Annotated in this window: 16 protein-coding genes; 13 read left to right on the top strand and 3 right to left on the bottom strand. The window is 65.9% G+C overall.

What is annotated here, in order from left to right; all coding sequences use genetic code 11:
- The first annotated feature begins 10 nt into the window (after positions 1–10).
- The 13 genes from uvrA (at position 11) to AC3ANU_RS12745 (ending at position 14,507) form a co-directional block, all read left to right on the top strand.
- Positions 11–2,935: an excinuclease ABC subunit UvrA gene (uvrA, locus tag AC3ANU_RS12805; protein ID WP_018771986.1), complete on the top strand. Its 2,925-nt coding sequence runs from the start codon at positions 11–13 to the stop codon at positions 2,933–2,935.
- Positions 2,936–3,014: 79 nt separating this feature from the next.
- Positions 3,015–3,731, top strand: coding sequence for an HAD hydrolase-like protein (locus tag AC3ANU_RS12800; protein WP_488314633.1), 717 nt, complete (start codon positions 3,015–3,017; stop codon positions 3,729–3,731).
- Positions 3,718–4,386: a lysophospholipid acyltransferase family protein gene (locus AC3ANU_RS12795; protein WP_026266192.1), complete on the top strand. Its 669-nt coding sequence runs from the start codon at positions 3,718–3,720 to the stop codon at positions 4,384–4,386. The genes AC3ANU_RS12800 and AC3ANU_RS12795 overlap by 14 nt, the downstream gene beginning before the upstream one ends.
- Positions 4,387–4,472: 86 nt before the next feature.
- Complete coding sequence (gene uvrC, locus AC3ANU_RS12790) at positions 4,473–6,473, top strand: excinuclease ABC subunit UvrC (protein WP_268003114.1); 2,001 nt, start codon at positions 4,473–4,475, stop codon at positions 6,471–6,473.
- Positions 6,474–6,559: 86 nt separating this feature from the next.
- Positions 6,560–7,483, top strand: a complete 924-nt coding sequence (gene rapZ, locus AC3ANU_RS12785) for an RNase adapter RapZ (RefSeq protein ID WP_018771982.1) — start codon at positions 6,560–6,562, stop codon at positions 7,481–7,483.
- Positions 7,483–8,502: a gluconeogenesis factor YvcK family protein gene (locus AC3ANU_RS12780; RefSeq protein WP_488314632.1), complete on the top strand. Its 1,020-nt coding sequence runs from the start codon at positions 7,483–7,485 to the stop codon at positions 8,500–8,502. The genes rapZ and AC3ANU_RS12780 overlap by 1 nt, the downstream gene beginning before the upstream one ends.
- 9 nt (positions 8,503–8,511) lie before the next feature.
- Positions 8,512–9,492 (top strand): DNA-binding protein WhiA, encoded by a 981-nt coding sequence (whiA, locus tag AC3ANU_RS12775; RefSeq protein ID WP_015937022.1) that lies wholly within the window; start codon positions 8,512–8,514, stop codon positions 9,490–9,492.
- Positions 9,493–9,594: 102 nt separating this feature from the next.
- Complete coding sequence (locus tag AC3ANU_RS12770) at positions 9,595–10,221, top strand: superoxide dismutase (RefSeq protein WP_018771980.1); 627 nt, start codon at positions 9,595–9,597, stop codon at positions 10,219–10,221.
- 261 nt (positions 10,222–10,482) lie between these two features.
- On the top strand, positions 10,483–11,493 hold the full coding sequence (gap, locus tag AC3ANU_RS12765; RefSeq protein WP_018771979.1) for a type I glyceraldehyde-3-phosphate dehydrogenase: 1,011 nt from the start codon (positions 10,483–10,485) through the stop codon (positions 11,491–11,493).
- 10 nt (positions 11,494–11,503) lie between these two features.
- Positions 11,504–12,730 (top strand): phosphoglycerate kinase, encoded by a 1,227-nt coding sequence (locus tag AC3ANU_RS12760; protein WP_488314631.1) that lies wholly within the window; start codon positions 11,504–11,506, stop codon positions 12,728–12,730.
- A 123-nt stretch (positions 12,731–12,853) separates the two neighbouring features.
- Entirely contained in the window at positions 12,854–13,669 is an 816-nt protein-coding gene (gene tpiA, locus AC3ANU_RS12755) for a triose-phosphate isomerase (RefSeq protein ID WP_018771977.1), read from the top strand.
- Positions 13,670–13,717: 48 nt separating this feature from the next.
- On the top strand, positions 13,718–13,975 hold the full coding sequence (gene secG, locus AC3ANU_RS12750) for a preprotein translocase subunit SecG (protein ID WP_018771976.1): 258 nt from the start codon (positions 13,718–13,720) through the stop codon (positions 13,973–13,975).
- Positions 13,976–14,111: 136 nt separating this feature from the next.
- Positions 14,112–14,507 carry an RNA polymerase-binding protein RbpA gene (locus AC3ANU_RS12745; protein WP_026266190.1) on the top strand — a complete coding sequence of 132 codons (396 nt, stop codon included), beginning with the start codon at positions 14,112–14,114 and terminating at the stop codon, positions 14,505–14,507.
- On the opposite strand, the gene pgl is transcribed toward AC3ANU_RS12745, so the two are convergent.
- From pgl to zwf, 3 genes are read right to left on the bottom strand one after another with little or no spacing between them, the layout of a single operon-like run.
- Complete coding sequence (gene pgl, locus AC3ANU_RS12740) at positions 14,460–15,230, bottom strand: 6-phosphogluconolactonase (protein WP_263422505.1); 771 nt, start codon at positions 15,228–15,230, stop codon at positions 14,460–14,462. The two genes, AC3ANU_RS12745 and pgl, sit on opposite strands and share 48 nt — an antisense overlap.
- 37 nt (positions 15,231–15,267) lie before the next feature.
- On the bottom strand, positions 15,268–16,209 hold the full coding sequence (locus AC3ANU_RS12735; protein ID WP_134165361.1) for a glucose-6-phosphate dehydrogenase assembly protein OpcA: 942 nt from the start codon (positions 16,207–16,209) through the stop codon (positions 15,268–15,270).
- Complete coding sequence (gene zwf / locus AC3ANU_RS12730) at positions 16,206–17,765, bottom strand: glucose-6-phosphate dehydrogenase (protein WP_026266207.1); 1,560 nt, start codon at positions 17,763–17,765, stop codon at positions 16,206–16,208. Before zwf ends, AC3ANU_RS12735 begins: the two co-directional genes overlap by 4 nt.
- Positions 17,766–17,780: the final 15 nt, after the last annotated feature.

Below are 17,780 nucleotides of genomic sequence, written 5' to 3'. Positions count from 1 at the left end.
GCATAATGGGGTGCCTAAAGCCGTAGCTGAAGAAACCCCTGCCCCCTCCACGTCCTTCGCGGTCCCTGCCGCCGCCGCCCCGCAGCGCCCGGACCTCTCCCGCCTTGTGGTGAAGGGCGCGCGGGAGCACAACCTGCGCAACGTGGACCTCGACCTGCCGCGCGACGCCATGATCGTCTTCACCGGCCTCTCCGGATCCGGCAAGTCCTCGCTGGCGTTCGACACAATCTTTGCCGAAGGCCAGCGCCGCTACGTCGAATCGCTGTCCGCCTACGCACGCCAGTTCCTGGGCCAGGTGGACAAGCCCGACGTCGATTTCATCGAAGGGCTCTCCCCGGCTGTCTCCATCGACCAGAAATCCACCAGCAAGAACCCGCGGTCCACTGTAGGAACCATCACCGAGATCTACGACTACATGCGCCTGCTGTGGGCGCGCGTCGGCAGGCCGCACTGCCCCGTCTGTGGTGAACCCGTGTCAAAGCAGACGCCGCAGCAGATTGTGGACCAGCTCCTCGAACTCGACGAGGGAACCCGCTTCCAGGTCCTGGCGCCGGTGGTGCGTGGCCGCAAGGGCGAGTTCGTGGACCTCTTCAAGGAACTCACCGCAAAGGGCTACTCCCGGGCGCGGGTGGACGGCAACCTCGTCCAGCTCAACGATCCCCCCAAGCTGGGCAAGCAGTTCAAGCACACCATCGAAGTGGTGGTTGACCGCCTGGTGGTCAAGGAAGGCATCAGCCAGCGGCTCACCGACTCCATCGAGACCGCGCTGGGACTGGCCGAGGGCCGGGTCCTGGCGGAGTTCGTCGACGTGGACGCGGACGCCCCCGAAAGGATCCGGGCGTTCTCCGAGAACCTCGCCTGCCCCAACGAGCACCCCCTGGCCATCGACGAAATCGAGCCGCGCTCCTTCTCGTTCAACAACCCCTTCGGCGCCTGCGCCGCCTGCAGCGGCATCGGCACCCGCCTCGAGGTTGACGAGGAACTCATTGTTCCCAACCCGGAACTCTCCCTGTCGGAGGGAGCCATCGCGCCCTGGTCACTGGGTACTGCCACCACGGAGTACTGGAACCGGCTCCTCGAGGGCCTGGCCAAGGAGGTTGGCTTCTCCATGACCACACCGTGGGAGAAGCTGGGCAAGGACGTGCGCCAGACCATCCTGCACGGCAAGGACCACAAGGTGGTGGTGCAGTACCGCAACCGCTTTGGCCGCGAACGCAAGTACAGCACCGGGTTTGAAGGCGCCATCCAGTACGTCCACCGCAAGCACGGCGAGACCGATTCCGACTGGGCCCGCGACCGCTACGAGGAGTACATGCGGCAGGTTCCCTGCCCCGCCTGCAACGGCGCGCGGCTCAACCCGGCATCCCTGTCGGTGCTGATCAACGGCAAGTCCATCGCCGAGGTTGCCGCCCTGCCCATGCGGGACTGCGCGGATTTCCTCAACAACCTGGTGCTGACCGGGCGCGAGGCGCAGATCGCCCACCAGGTCCTCAAGGAGATCCAGGCCCGCCTGACCTTCCTCCTGGACGTGGGGCTGGAATACCTCAACCTGGAGCGCCCCTCGGCCACCCTGTCCGGCGGCGAAGCGCAGCGCATCCGGCTCGCCACCCAGATCGGCTCCGGCCTGGTGGGCGTCCTGTACGTCCTGGATGAACCCTCCATTGGGCTGCACCAGCGGGACAACCGCAGGCTCATCGAAACCCTCACCCGGCTCCGCGACATGGGAAACACCCTGATCGTCGTGGAGCACGACGAGGACACCATCCACGTGGCCGACTGGATCGTGGACATCGGACCCGGCGCGGGCGAGCATGGAGGCCAGGTGGTCCACTCGGGAACCTACAAGGAGTTGCTGGACAACAAGGAGTCCCTGACCGGCGACTACCTGTCCGGCCGCAAGGCCATCGAGGTGCCCCGGAAGCGGCGCAAGTACGACAAGAAGCGCGAGATCAAGGTATTGGGCGCACGGGAGAACAACCTCCTGAACGTCGACGCAGCCTTCCCGCTGGGTCTTTTCACCGCGGTGACGGGCGTGAGTGGTTCGGGCAAGTCCACCCTGGTCAATGAAATCCTCTACAAGGTGCTGGCCAACAAGCTCAACGGCGCCAAGCAGGTGGCCGGACGGCACAAGACGGTCCAGGGCCTGGAGCACCTCGACAAGGTGGTCCATGTAGACCAAAGCCCCATCGGCCGCACGCCGCGGTCCAACCCGGCCACGTACACCGGTGTCTTCGACAACATCCGCAAGCTCTTCGCCGAAACCACCGAGGCCAAGGTCCGCGGCTACCTGCCCGGCCGTTTCTCGTTCAACGTCAAAGGCGGCCGCTGCGAGGCCTGCTCCGGCGACGGCACGCTGAAGATCGAGATGAACTTCCTGCCTGACGTGTACGTCCCCTGCGAGGTGTGCCACGGTGCGCGCTACAACCGGGAGACCCTGGAGGTGCACTACAAGGGCAAGACCATCGCCGACGTCCTCAACATGCCCATCGAAGAGGGCGCCGAGTTCTTCGCGGCCTTCTCGCCCATCGCACGGCACCTGAACACCCTGGTGGACGTGGGACTCGGGTATGTCCGCCTCGGACAGCCCGCCACCACCCTCTCCGGCGGTGAAGCGCAACGCGTCAAGCTCGCGGCGGAGCTGCAGAAGCGCTCCAACGGCCGCAGCATCTACGTCCTGGACGAGCCCACCACTGGCCTGCACTTCGAGGACATCCGCAAGCTGCTGATGGTCCTGCAGGGGCTGGTGGACAAGGGGAACACGGTGATCACCATCGAGCACAACCTGGACGTCATCAAGAGTGCCGACTGGCTGGTTGACCTCGGGCCCGACGGCGGTTCGGGCGGCGGCCAGATTGTCGCGGCCGGAACGCCGGAGCAGGTGGCCAAGTCCGGCACCAGCCACACCGGGAAGTTCCTGGCCGAGATACTCGGCTGACCGGAGGAAATTCCACCGAAATATTCCTCACGGGGAATGCGAGTTTCAGGCACTCCTGCTGTCATGAGAAACTAACCCGGTGACTTCAACAACAGTGCCCGTGATCTTTGACCTGGACGGCACTCTTGTCGACCCGGCAGGTGGCATAACCGAGGGGATTGCCGCGGCCCTCCGCGGACTGGGGCTCCCGGTTCCCGGCCAGGACCTGCTCAACGCGATGATCGGCCCCAAGCTGAGCGATTCCCTGCTCAACGTGGCAAAGGTACCGGCGGACCGCCTGGAAGAGGTGGTCCGCCGGTACCGCGAACACTACGTGGCCACCGGAATCGCCCAAAGCCGGCTGTACCCGGGCATCCGCGGGATCCTTGAATCCTTCGCCGCAGCGGGCCGGCCTGTGGCAGTAGCCACCCAAAAGCCACAGCGTCTGGCGCATACGGTGCTGGCGCATCATGGCATCGACGGCCTCTTCCACGGAATCCACGGCTCCGGCGATGACGAAGCGGCAGTGGACGGTGTTCCCGTGGGCAAGACCCAGATCATCGCTGCCGCCCTGCGGGACCTGGACACGCAGCACGCCATTATGGTGGGGGACCGCGCCCAGGACGTGTCCGGGGCCATCGCCAACGGACTGGACTGCATCGGCGTCGCATGGGGGTTCGCTCCGGACGGGGAACTGGAGGAAGCCGGCTCCGTGGCTGTCGTCAGCACCGATGAGGAGCTGGTCGCGGTCATCGAGCGTCTGCAGGCCGTCCACGTCGCGGCAATGAGCGGGGTGAGCAACGATGGAAATGTTTGATGCCGTCCGCTGGACCACCCGCAACCTGATCTCCGGCACCTGCCGGCCCACCGTCGTCGGGCTGGACAATGTCCCCTCCGACGGCCCGTTTATCGTGGCTCCCAACCACCTGTCCTTCTTCGACAGCGTGATCGTCCAGGCATTGATGCCGCGGCCGGTCGCCTTCTTCGCCAAAGCCGAATACTTCACCACCGGCGGCGTCAAGGGCAAGGTCATGAAGGCGTTCTTCGAATCCGTGGGCTCCATTCCGGTGGAGCGCGGCGAACAGGCCGCAAGTGTCCAGGCGCTCAAGACACTGCTGGACATCCTGGAGTCAGGCCGCGGCATCGGCATCTACCCTGAGGGAACCCGTTCCCGGGACGGCATCCTCTACCGGGGACGCACCGGGGTCGGCTGGCTGGCGCTCACTACCGGGGCGCCGGTGATTCCCGTGGGCCTGATCGGCACCGAGAAGCTGCAGCGCGCCGGCGAGAAGGGGGTCAGGCCGCAGCACTTCACCATGAAGGTGGGGGAGCCGCTGTACTTCGACAAGACCGGCCCGGACCACTCCCTGCCTGCCCGCCGCGAGGTCACGGACCGCATCATGGACGCCATCGCCGAACTCAGCGGCCAGGAACGTTCGGCCAGTTACAACCAGAGCAAGACCCCGGAATAGCCGGCAAGCCGGCCAGGGACAGCCGGAACGGACCCCGTCCTGGCCGGCTGGCAGGGAGACCCGGCGCGACTCAGTAGACTTGATAGGTGGCAAATCCAGCAAGTTACCGGCCCAAAACCGGTGAAATCCCCACCAACCCGGGCGTATACCGGTTCCGTGATCCGCACGGCCGGGTCATCTATGTGGGCAAGGCGAAAAGCCTGCGGTCCAGGCTGAATTCGTATTTCGCCAACCCGGCCGGACTGCTGCCCAAGACCTATGCCATGGTGCACGCGGCCAGCAGCGTCGAGTGGACGGTCGTTGGCAGCGAACTCGAGTCGCTGCAGCTGGAATACACCTGGATCAAGGAATTCAAGCCCCGGTTCAATGTGGTGTTCCGGGACGACAAGACCTATCCCTACCTCGCCGTGACCATGAACGAAAAGTACCCCCGGGTACAGGTCATGCGGGGGGACAAGCGGAAGGGGACCCGCTACTTCGGCCCGTACACCGCCGGGGCCATCCGCGAGACCATGGACACCCTGCTCCGCGTCTTCCAGGTCCGGAGCTGCAGCGCCGGCGTCTTCAAGCGGGCGGAGGCCAGCGGGCGGCCGTGCCTGCTGGGATACATCGACAAGTGCTCCGCGCCCTGCGTGGGCCGGATCTCGCCGGAGGACCACAAGGCACTTGCCGAGGATTTCTGCGCCTTCATGGGAGGCGAGGCGAAGCGGTTCATCAACAAGCTGGAAAAGCAGATGGCCGACGCCGTGGCGAAGCTGGACTATGAGCACGCCGCCCGGCTCCGCGACGACATCACGGCCCTGCGCAAGGTCTTCGAACGGAACGCCGTGGTGCTGTCCGAGGACACGGATGCAGACGTCTTCGCCCTGCATGAGGATGAGCTGGAAGCCGCCGTCCAGGTGTTCCACGTCCGCGGCGGCAGGATCCGCGGCCAGCGCGGCTGGGTGGTGGAAAAGGTGGAGGATTTCACCACTCCGGACCTGGTGGAGCACCTGCTCCAGCAGGTCTACGGCGAGGACGGCGACACCCATGGCCGGCTGCCGCGCGAAGTCCTGGTGCCCGTGGCGCCCAGCAACGCGGAGGACCTTGCCAAATGGCTGGGCGGCATCCGTGGCGCCAAGGTGGACATCCGGGTGCCGCAGCGCGGAGACAAGGCGGCGCTGATGTCCACCGTCCGCGAGAATGCCGAGCACGCGCTGAAGCTGCACAAGACGCGGCGCGCCGGGGACCTCACCGTCAGGTCCCAGGCCCTCCAGGAACTCCAGGAGGCACTGGACCTGCCCGTGCCCCTGCTCCGGATCGAATGCTTCGACGTCTCCCATGTCCAGGGCACCAACGTGGTGGCATCCATGGTGGTGGTGGAGGACGGGCTGCCCAAGAAGTCGGACTACCGCAAGTTCTCCATCACCGGCCCCGCGGCCGCCGACGACACGGCGGCCATGCATGACGTCCTGACCCGGCGGTTCCGCCACTACCTGCAGGACAAGTCCGCGCAGGTGGACGAATCCGTCCTGGCATCCGACGGCCTGGAACCGGACGTGGACGCCGCCGTGCTGGACACCACCACTCCTGCACCCAAGGCCAGGTTCGCCTACCCGCCCAACCTGGTGGTGGTGGACGGCGGGCAGCCACAGGTGAACGCAGCGGCCCGCGCCCTGAAGGACCTGGGCATCGACGACGTCTACGTGGTGGGCCTGGCCAAGCGGCTGGAGGAGGTGTGGCTTCCGGACAGCGACTTTCCCGTCATCCTGCCCCGAACCTCCCAGGGGCTGTACCTGCTCCAGCGGATCCGTGACGAGGCGCACCGCTTCGCCATCACCTTCCACCGGCAAAAGCGCGGCAAGGCCATGACCGTGTCCGCGCTGGACGCTGTTCCGGGCCTGGGCGCCTCCAAGCGCAAGGCCCTGCTGGCCCACTTTGGATCGGTCAAGGGCGTGAAGGCCGCAACCGTGGAAGAGCTTTCGCAGGCAAAGGGGATTGGTCCGGCACTCGCCAGCGCCATCGTGAACCACTTCGCCGCTGACGGGCCCGAGGCCGTTGCCGTGCCCGCGATCAACATGACCACCGGCGAAATCATCGAGACTTAGCGGAGTTCCCGGAAATTTAGCTAGGGTAAAGGACGGGCAGTGCCATCACGGCTGCCGGTGGACAACGAGGAAACGGGGCAGGCTTCATGGCAGACACGACGGCGGGATCCGGAGCGGATCAGGACGGGCTGGAGCCCGTCAAACCGCTCGAAGCGGAACTGCTGGTGGTCACCGGAATGTCCGGCGCCGGGCGGAGCACCGCCGCGGACGCCCTGGAGGACCATGGCTGGTATGTCGTGGAGAACCTCCCGCCCCAGATGCTGGGCACGCTGGCGGAGCTTGTTTCGCACGCCCCGCAGTCCATCCCCCGGCTGGCAGTGGTGATCGACGTCCGCAGCAAGGGCCTTTTCGCGGACATCCGCGCAGCCCTGGGCGCACTCGCCGCGAGCGGTGTCACCTTCCGCGTCCTGTTCCTCGACGCCAGCGACAACGTCCTGGTCCGGCGGTTCGAACAGGGGCGGCGGCCCCATCCGCTGCAGGGCGGCGGACGCATCCTGGACGGCATCGCTGCCGAACGTGAGCTGCTGCAGGAACTGCGCGACAGCTCCGACGTCGTCCTCGACACCTCCAACTACAACGTCCACGGGCTGGCCACCGCCATCACCGAACTGTTCAGCGAAACCGGTCCGGTGGCGCTTCGGCTGAATGTCATGAGCTTTGGCTTCAAGTACGGCCTGCCGGTGGACGCCAACTATGTGGCCGATGTCAGGTTCATCCCCAACCCGCACTGGGTACCGCAGTTGCGCCCGCTGACGGGCCTGGACAAGGACGTCAGCGACTACGTGCTCGAGGCCGAAGGCGTCAAGAACTTCGTGGACCGGTATGTCCTGGCACTCGAACCCGTCCTGGAGGGCTACCGCAGGGAGAACAAGCACTACGCCACCATCGCCGTCGGCTGTACGGGCGGCAAGCACCGCTCCGTTGCGGTCGCCGTGGAACTTTCCAAGAAACTTGCGCAGTACCCCCGGGTCACGGTGACCACCGCGCACCGGGATCTGGGCCGCGAATAATGGCACTTTTCACCGGAGCACTGCCCCTGGTGCCGCCTGCCGCCGGCAAGGGCTCTGGCCAGCAGGACAAGGGCCCCAACGTGGTGGCCCTGGGCGGCGGCCACGGCCTTGCGGCCTCGCTGTCCGCGCTCCGCCTGCTCACCTCCGAACTCACCGCGGTGGTCACAGTGGCGGACGACGGCGGGTCGTCGGGGCGTCTGCGCGAGGAGTACGGTGTCCTTCCGCCGGGAGACCTCCGCATGGCGCTGTCTGCGCTCTGCGACGACACCGACTGGGGCCGTACCTGGCGCGATGTCATGCAGCACCGGTTCCGCGCCGCAAAGGGACCTGGCGGATCGCTGGACGAGCACGCCATGGGGAACCTGCTGATCGTCACGCTCTGGGAACTGCTGGGGGACACCGTCGCAGGACTCAAATGGGCGGGTGCCCTGCTGGGCGCCCGCGGCCAGGTCCTGCCCATGTCCACCGTGCCACTCACCATTGAAGGTGATGTGCGCGTTACCGCACCTGACGGCTCAACCGCGCTGCAAACCATCCACGGCCAGGCCCGCTGTGCCGTGGCAGGCTCACTCGAGGAGGTCCGCCTCCTGCCGAAAGCGGCGCCGGCCTGCACGGACGCCCTGACGGCCATCGAACTGGCGGACTGGGTGGTCCTGGGTCCGGGCTCCTGGTACACGTCCGTCCTGCCGCACCTGCTCCTGCCGGAGATGCGCCAGGCCCTCTGCAGCACCCCCGCCAAACGCTGCCTGACCATGAACCTTGCCACGGACACCAAGGAAACCACGGGCATGACGGCGGCGGACCATCTCCACGTCCTGCGGCGCTACGCGCCGGAGTTCAGCGTGGACGTGGTCCTGGCCGATCCCACCTCCATACCGGACCGCCGGGAGTTCGAGAAGGCCGCCGGCATGCTCGGCGCAGAGGTGGTCTTGGGTAAAGTAGGGGCGTCGGGACGCCGCCCTGTCCACGAGCCGCTGCGGCTGGCGACGGCGTACCAGGACATTTTTGGGAACAGTTAGGAAGGTGCCATGGCACTGACAGCATCAGTCAAGGAAGAACTGTCCCGTCTGGACATCAAGAAGTCATCAGTGCGCAAGGCTGAGGTTTCCGCCATGCTCCGGTTTGCCGGGGGACTGCACATCATCTCCGGCCGGATCGTCATCGAGGCGGAAGTGGACCTGGCCTCGACGGCGCGCAGGCTCCGTGCCGCCATCGCAGAGGTCTACGGACACCAAAGCGAAATCATCGTCGTTTCCGCCGGCGGACTCCGGCGCGCCAGCCGCTACGTCGTCCGCGTGGTCCGCGACGGCGAGGCGCTGGCACGCCAGACCGGCCTCCTGGACGGACGCGGACGCCCCGTGCGCGGGCTGCCGTCCGCCGTCGTGAACGGTTCCGCGGCGGACGCCGAGGCCGTCTGGCGCGGGGCCTTCCTGGCCCACGGCTCCCTCACGGAACCCGGCCGGTCATCATCGCTGGAGGTCACCTGCCCGGGACCCGAATCCGCCCTGGCCCTGGTGGGCGCGGCCCGCCGCCTGGACATCCAGGCCAAGGCCAGGGAAGTCAGGGGAGTGGACCGGGTGGTGATCCGCGACGGTGACACCATCGCCGCACTCCTGACCCGCATGGGAGCCCACGACGCCCTGATGGTCTGGGAGGAGCGCCGCATGCGCAAGGAGGTCAGGGCAACCGCCAACCGCCTCGCCAACTTCGACGACGCCAACCTGCGCCGTTCCGCACAGGCAGCGGTGGCGGCAGGGGCAAGGGTGGACCGGGCACTGGAAATCCTCGGCGACGACGTTCCGGACCACCTGAAGTACGCAGGCGAACTGCGGGTGGCGCACAAGCAGGCCAGCCTGGACGAGCTGGGCCGCCTGGCCGACCCCGTCATGACCAAGGATGCTATTGCCGGCAGGATCCGCCGGCTGCTGGCCATGGCGGACAAGCGCGCCCTTGACCTGGGCATTCCCGGAACGGACGCCAATGTGACGCCCGAAATGCTGGACGAGTAACCGCCCCATAGAATCAAAAATAATTCCGGGCACCAGCTGCCCGGATGCACAATCCGAGAGTTACCAACCGGGCCAGACAGGTCCACGATATTGGAGGATTTTGTGACCGAGTACGTATTGCCGGAACTCAGCTACGACTACGCCGCCCTCGAACCGCACATTTCCGCGCGGATCATGGAACTGCACCACAGCAAGCACCACGCCGCCTACGTGGCAGGCGCCAACAACGCCCTCGCCCAGCTGGCCGAGGCGCGCGAAAAGGGCGACTTCGCCAACATCAACCGGCTTTCCAAGGACCTCGCGTTCCACACCGGCGGCCACATCAACCACTCCGTGTTCTGGAAGAACCTCTCCCCGGACGGCGGCGACAAGCCCGAGGGTGAGCTGGCTGCCGCGATCGATGACGCCTTCGGCTCCTTCGATGCCTTCCGTGCACAGTTCTCCGCTGCTGCCCTGGGCCTCCAGGGATCGGGCTGGGGCTTCCTCGCCTACGAGCCCATCGGCGGAAACCTCGTCATCGAGCAGCTGTACGACCAGCAGGGCAACACGGCACTGGGAACCACCCCGCTGCTGATGCTGGACATGTGGGAGCACGCCTTCTACCTGGACTACGTCAACGTGAAGGCCGACTACGTCAAGGCCTTCTGGAACATCGTCAACTGGGCGGACGTTGCCAAGCGTTTCGAGGCAGCACGCACCAACGCCACGGGACTCATCACCCTCCCGTAGTGGGCGGCACCATACCCTGCTGTAACAAACTTCACATTCGGACTTAAACCACCCGCAATGTGGACCGTCCGCCCCCGCACTTGCGGGGGCGGACCCAGTTAAACGTAAGATAGGTCACGGAAGGCGGTTAGCCTTCAGCAATGAGGCTGGTCGCCCTCCGTTTGTAAATCATCTCTGCCCAATGGCGTGCGGGATCTGTTAGTTGGCTTGATAGCCCGCTCAACTAGTTGTGCTTCTGAAAGCACCAAGGAGACTGAAAAAGTGACGACCCGTATTGGTATCAACGGCTTTGGCCGTATCGGCCGCAACTACTTCCGCGCAGCCCTGGCACAGGGCGCCGACCTGGAGATCGTTGCAGTCAACGACCTCACCAGCCCCGAAGCCCTGGCCCACCTGTTCAAGTACGACTCCGTGGGCGGCCGCCTGAAGGAAACCATTGAGGTCAAGGACGGCAACATCGTCGTCAACGGCAACGTCGTCAAGGTACTGGCTGAGCGCGACCCCGCCAACCTCCCCTGGGGCGAACTGGGAGTGGACATCGTCATCGAGTCCACCGGCTTCTTCACCAAGGCCGCCGATGCCCGGAAGCACATCGATGCCGGCGCCAAAAAGGTCCTGATCTCCGCTCCCGCCTCGGACGAGGACATCACCATCGTGATGGGCGTGAACCACAACCTGTACGACAACGCCACGCACCACATCATCTCCAACGCCTCCTGCACCACCAACTGCCTCGGCCCGCTGGCCAAGGTGGTCAACGACGAATTCGGCATCGAACGCGGCCTGATGACCACCGTCCACGCCTACACCGCAGACCAGAACCTGCAGGACGGCCCGCACAAGGACCTGCGCCGCGCCCGCGCTGCCGCCATCAACATGGTCCCCACTTCCACCGGCGCCGCCAAGGCCATCGGCCTGGTCCTGCCTGAGCTGAAGGGCAAGCTGGACGGCTACGCCATCCGCGTTCCCGTGCCCACCGGCTCGGCCACCGACCTCACCGTCACCGTCTCCCGCGAGACCACCGTGGAGGAAGTCAACGCAGCCCTCAAGCGCGCCGCAGAATCCGAGGAACTGCAGGGCTTCCTGACCTACACGGACGAGCCCATCGTGTCCTCCGACATCGTCGGCGACCCCGCATCCTCCATCTTCGACTCCGGCCTGACCAAGGTCATCGGCAACCAGGTCAAGGTTGTTTCCTGGTATGACAACGAATGGGGCTACTCCAACCGCCTCGTAGACCTTACGGAGCTTGTCGCATCCAAGCTGGGCTAGGGTTAGACACATGACATCTCACACCCTCAACGAACTGATCGCTGAAGGTGTCCGCGGGCGGTACATTCTGGTTCGAAGTGACCTGAATGTGCCGCTCGACGGCTCTACAGTCACTGATGATGGCCGTATCAAGGCCTCCCTGCCAGTGCTGCAAAAGCTCACGGACGCCGGTGCCCGCGTGCTGGTAACAGCCCACCTCGGACGCCCCAAGGGCGCCCCGGAAGACAAGTACTCCCTCCGCCCCGCAGTGGACCGCCTCGCCGAACTGGCAGGCTTCAAGGTCACCCTTGCAGCCGACACCGTCGGCGATGCCGCCAAGGCAGCCGCCGCGTCACTGCAGGACGGTGAAGCGCTGGTCCTCGAGAACGTCCGCTTCGACGCCCGCGAAACCAGCAAGGACGACGCTGAACGCGGAGCCTTCGCGGATGAGCTCGTGGCGCTCACCGGCGGCAACGGCGCCTACGTGGATGACGCCTTCGGCGCCGTCCACCGCAAGCATGCCAGTGTCTATGACGTCGCCACCCGGCTTCCGTCATACCAGGGCGACCTGGTGCACACCGAAGTGGAAGTCCTCCGAAAGCTGACCACCGACACCCAGCGCCCCTATGTGGTGGTGCTCGGCGGCTCCAAGGTCTCGGACAAGCTCGCGGTCATCGACAACCTGATCGGCAAGGCTGACACCATCCTGGTGGGCGGCGGCATGCTCTTCACGTTCCTGGCGGCAGCAGGCCACAAGGTTGGCTCCAGCCTCCTTGAGGAGGACCAGATCACCGTCGTCAAGGACTACCTGAAGCGCGCGGCCGATGCCGGCACGGAATTCGTTGTCCCCACGGACGTTGTGGTGGCAGAGAAGTTCGCCGCCGACGCCAGGCACGAGACCGTGGCAGCCGACGCCATTGAAGGCAGCAGCTTCGGCGCCCAGGGCATCGGCCTGGACATTGGGTCGGATACAGCGGCTGCCTTCTCCGAACGGATCAAGGGCGCGCGGACAGTCTTTTGGAACGGCCCCATGGGTGTCTTCGAATTCGAGGCATTCTCGGCCGGCACCCGTGCAATCGCCCAGGCCCTCACCGAAACCGGCGGGTTCACCGTGGTGGGCGGAGGGGACTCCGCTGCCGCCGTGCGCACGCTGGGTTTCAGTGATGACCAGTTCGGACACATTTCCACTGGCGGCGGCGCCAGCCTGGAATACCTTGAAGGCAAGGAACTCCCCGGCCTCAGCGTCCTGGACCGGTAGGGCCAGGCCGGTAGAACCACCGCTGCTTTCCCAGCAGTAAACGGACTTCGCAGTCCTCCGGCCGGCAGGTTGCCCGCGGCAGCCTGCCGGCCGCACACATATCAAGAACTTTTTGGAGATTACGTGACTACGTCAACGAACGGCGCTTTCGACCGCAAGCCCTTCATCGCGGGCAACTGGAAAATGAACATGGACCACGTCCAGGGCATCACGCTCCTGCAGAAGCTGGCCTGGACCCTCTCCGACGCCAAGCACGACTACAGCCGCGTCGAGGTGGCCGTCTTCCCGCCGTTCACGGACCTCCGCGGTGTCCAGACCCTGGTCCAGGGCGACGACCTGCAGGTCGCCTACGGCGGCCAGGACCTGTCCCAGTTCGACTCAGGAGCCTACACCGGCGACATTTCCGGGCAGTTCCTGAACAAGCTCGGCTGCAAGTACGTCCTGGTGGGCCACAGCGAACGCCGCACCATCCACAATGAATCCGACGACGTCCTCAACGCCAAGGTCAAGGCCGCCTTCAGGCACGGGGTCACCCCGGTCCTCTGCGTCGGCGAAGGCCTTGAGATCCGCCAGGCCGGAACCCACGTCGACCACACGCTGCAGCAGCTCCGTGCCGGAGTGTCCGGCCTGACGGCCGAACAGGCCGCCGAACTGGTGGTGGCCTACGAGCCCGTCTGGGCCATCGGCACCGGTGAAGTGGCAGGACCGGAGGACGCACAGGAAATGTGCGCCGCCATCCGCGCCGAGCTGGAATCGCTGTTCGGTGCCGGGACAGCCGGCAAGACCCGCCTTCTCTACGGCGGTTCGGTAAAGGCCAACAACGCGGCAGCGATCCTGCAGGAACGCGACGTGGACGGCCTGCTGGTGGGAGGCGCAAGCCTCGACCCCGCCGAGTTTGCTAATATTGTCAGGTTCGAGAGCCACCTGGTCGCGGACTAGTCCCCAGCCAGCGAAAACTCCCGCAATCCCAACTTCTGAAAGGCCGTCGTGGACGTTCTTCATGTCATTCTGCAGATCCTCCTGGGCATCACCAGCCTCCTGCTGACGCTGCTGATCCTCCTGCACAAGGGACGCGGCGGCGGGTTGTCCGACATGTTCGGCGGCGGCATGAGCTCGGGCCTCAGCTCTTCAGGCGTGGCAGAACGGAACCTCAACCGCTTCACCATCATCCTGGGCGTGACGTGGGGCGTGGTGATCATCGCCCTTGGCCTGATCATGCGGTTCAGCGGGACCGGGGATTCCTGACCCCTGCTGTACAAGGTCCTTTAGGCCCTGCCGCCCGGTAGGCCTGCCAATTAGACTGTGGCTGTCGGTTCACCCGGCGGCCACAGTCTTGTTTAAGCTGCAGGTCCCCGGCGTCCGCTTCGAGGCAGGAGTCGTAATGGTCCATCCGTCATCAGGCTTCCGGGGCACCCGCGCCGGGGTTACTGCAGGGTCCGGGTCGAGCCTGCAGTCCAACGACTCGTCCCCGCGCCCTCTTCCCCGTATCCGGGTGTCCTATTGGTGTGCCAGGGGGCATGAGACGCAGCCCGTGTTCCTGAAGATGCCCGAGGACCAGATTCCCGCGACGTGGGACTGCAGGCGTTGTGGCGGACCCGCCACCAGGGACGGACGGGCCGCGGCTGCTGACGACCCTTTCGACGACGGCTACAAGAGCCATCTGGAATACGTTAAAGAACGGCGCTCCGCCCAGGACGCCGAAGACGTCCTGGCCGGAGCGCTGGAAAAGCTACGCGCCCGCGGCGTCCTTCCGGACCAACTGCTGCGGGACACGTGAGGCTGCATTCTCGTCAATCAACCACAGGGTACGGGACGTTCCACGGGGGCCGGACGCCGGTACCTGCACAGGGTTGGCCCCGGCCAGGGCCAGCCCCACAGCTCCTGCCTTGTCCTCACCGGCCACAACCATCCAAACCTCCGCCGCCGTATTGATGGCGGGAAGGGTCAGCGAGATCCGCAGCGGCGGCGGCTTGGGGGAGTTCCTGACACCCACCACCGTGCGCTCCTTTTCGCGGATGCCGGCCTGTTCCGGAAACAGCGATGCGATGTGTGCGTCGGGCCCCACGCCGAGCAGCACCACGTCCAGCCGGGGGAGCGAGGACGGCTCCTCCGGCCGGTCGTCGGACATGTCGGCCGCGTGTTCGTCTGCTGCGGCTTCCCGCAGCTGGCGGGCGTAGTCCTCGGCGGCTTCCTCCGGAGTGCCGAACTCATCCGAAGAACCAGGGGAGTGCACCCGGTCCGGATCGACGGGGATGTGGGACAGCAGTGCGTCGAACGCCTGCCTGGTATTCCGCTCAGGATCGGCAGACCCGACGAATCGTTCGTCGCCCCACCAGAAGTTGACCTTGGACCAGTCGACGGCGGGCGCTGCCGGTGAGTCCGCAACCGCCTTCAGCGTGCCGATCCCCACGGTTCCCCCGGTGAGCACCACGGTGGCTTCGCCGTACTTGTCCTGCACATCAACGAGCTTGGTGATCAGGCGGGCCGCGATGGCGGCCATGAGGACGGACGAATCTGGATGGATGCTTACTCGTGGGTCAACGCTCACTGGGTCGGACGCTCCTTAGATTGGTACGTGGCAGTCCCATAGTAATCACTTCCCCGAAGACTTCGTCCGGGTCGAGGCGGCGGAGTTCTTCGGCGAGGCAGTCGCGGAGGCTGCGGCGTGGGAGGGAGATCCGTTGGGCGGGTTGGCCGGGTTGGGTGAGTTCGGCGACGGAAAGTCCGGGGCGGAAGAGCTGGACGTCGCCGCCGGGGCGGCTGAGGCGGACGCGGCGGATGCCGGTCCCTGCCGGGTCCGCGACGATGGTCACGGGTGCGTCCAGGGTCAGGGTGAGCCAGGCTGCCAGCAGGATGGTGGAGGGTGAGTCCGAGGCGCCTTCGACCGCGACGGCCGTGACCGGTGAGGAGTCCACTTCGTCCAGGGCTGCCGCGAGCTGGATCCGCCAGTTGGTCAGCCGGGTCCAGGCGAGGTCGGTGTCGCCGGCCTTGTAGGTGCGGTGGATCCGTTCCAGTGCGGCCTGGGGGTCGGGTTCGTTCGCGGAGTCGGTGATCCTGCGGTGCGCGATCGCGCCGATGGAGGTCTCGCACGCGTTCGCGGGGGCGCCGTGCGGCCACCAGGCCACGATCGGGGCGTCCGGGAGCAGCAGCGCGGCCACCAGGGACTCGGACTCGTGGGCCAGTTGGCCGTAGCCGCGCAGCACGATCACTTCCGAGGCGCCGGCGTCCCCGCCGACCCGGATCTGCGCGTCGAGCCGGTCTTCGGCGTCCTTCCCGGCGTCGGCGAGGACGATGATCCGGCAGGGGTGTTCCCGGCTGGCGTCGTTCGCGGCCTCGATCGCTTCTTCCTCGAGCCCGGACTTGGTCACGACCACCAGGGTCAGGACCCGGCCCAGCGCGATCACGCCGCCCTGCTCGCGCAGGGCCATGAGTTTCTTGGACACCTTTGAGGTGGTGGTGTCGGGCAGGTTAACGATCATGGCCTTCTCCAGGTTCGTCCGTCACGGGCCAGCAGCTCATCGGCCGAGGCGGGGCCCCAGGAACCGGGGGCGTAGGGTTCGGGCTGCTCACTCAGGGACGCCCAGTATTCCTCGAACGGGTCAAGGATCTTCCAGGACAGCTCCACTTCCTCATGCCTCGGGAACAGCGGCGGCTCACCCAGAAGCACGTCCAGGATCAGCCGCTCGTACGCCTCCGGCGAGGACTCCGTGAACGAGTGCCCGTAGCCGAAGTCCATGGTCACGTCGCGGACTTCCATTTGCGTGCCCGGGACCTTGGAACCGAATCGGATGGTCACGCCCTCATCGGGCTGGACCCGGATCACCACGGCGTTCTGCCCGAAGTCATCCTCCCCGTGGTCACGGAACAACAGGTTCGGGGCGCGCTTGAAGACCACCGCGATTTCGGTCACGCGCCGGCCCAGGCGCTTGCCGGCCCGCAGGTAGAACGGCACTCCGGACCAGCGGCGGGTGTGGATGTCCACCCGGACAGCGGCGTAGGTTTCGGTGGTGGAATCGGCGGGGATGCCTTCTTCCTCCAGGTAGCCCTGGACCTGCTCGCCGCCCTGCCAGCCGCCGGTGAACTGCCCGCGGGCCGAGTGCGTGGACAGGTCGTCCGGGAGCTTGACCGCGGCGAGGACTTTTTCCTTCTCTGCCCGCAGGTCATCGGCGTTGAAGGAGATCGGCTCCTCCATCGCCGTCAAAGCGAGCAGCTGCAGCAGGTGGTTCTGGATCACGTCGCGGGCCGCGCCCACGCCGTCGTAATATCCTGCCCGGCCGCCGGTGCCGATGTCCTCGGCCATGGTGATCTGGACATGGTCCACGTAGTTGGCGTTCCACAACGGCTCGAACAACTGGTTCGCGAAACGCAGCGCCAGGATGTTCTGCACCGTTTCCTTGCCCAGGTAATGGTCAATCCGGAACACCGCGTCCGGCGGGAACACCGATTCGACGATGTCGTTCAACTGCCTGGCCGACTGCAGGTCGTGACCGAACGGCTTTTCGATCACCACGCGCCGCCATTTGTCCCCCTCGGCCTGCGCCAGGCCGTGCTTGGAGAGCTGCCGGCAGACCTGCTCGAACGCCTTGGGCGGGATCGACAAGTAGAACGCGTGGTTCCCCCGGGTGCCCCGGACGTCGTCGAGTTCCTTGATGGTCTCACCAAGGCGCTCAAAGGCCGCGTCGTCGTCGAACTCGCCCTGGACAAACCGGATGCCCTCGGACAACTGGTTCCACACGGCCTCATCGAACGGCGTCCGCGCATGGGCCTGCACCGAGGCCTTCACCTCGGCGGCGAAATCTTCCTTGTCCCACTCCCGGCGGGCAAAACCCACCAGCGCGAAACTCGGCGGCAACAGCCCGCGGTTGGCAAGGTCATACACCGCAGGCATGAGCTTCTTCCGGGCCAAATCACCCGTGACCCCAAAGAGTACCAACGACGACGGACCGGCAATCCGGTTCAAACGGCGGTCACGCGGATCGCGCAACGGATTACGCCCGCGGCCCGCGCCCTTCCTGCCGTATTCAGTTTCTGGCATGGTTGCTTCTGCGCC

This window comes from Arthrobacter sp. SDR-2R (assembly GCF_057747955.1).
This window is presented reverse-complemented; position numbering and strand designations above follow the sequence as displayed.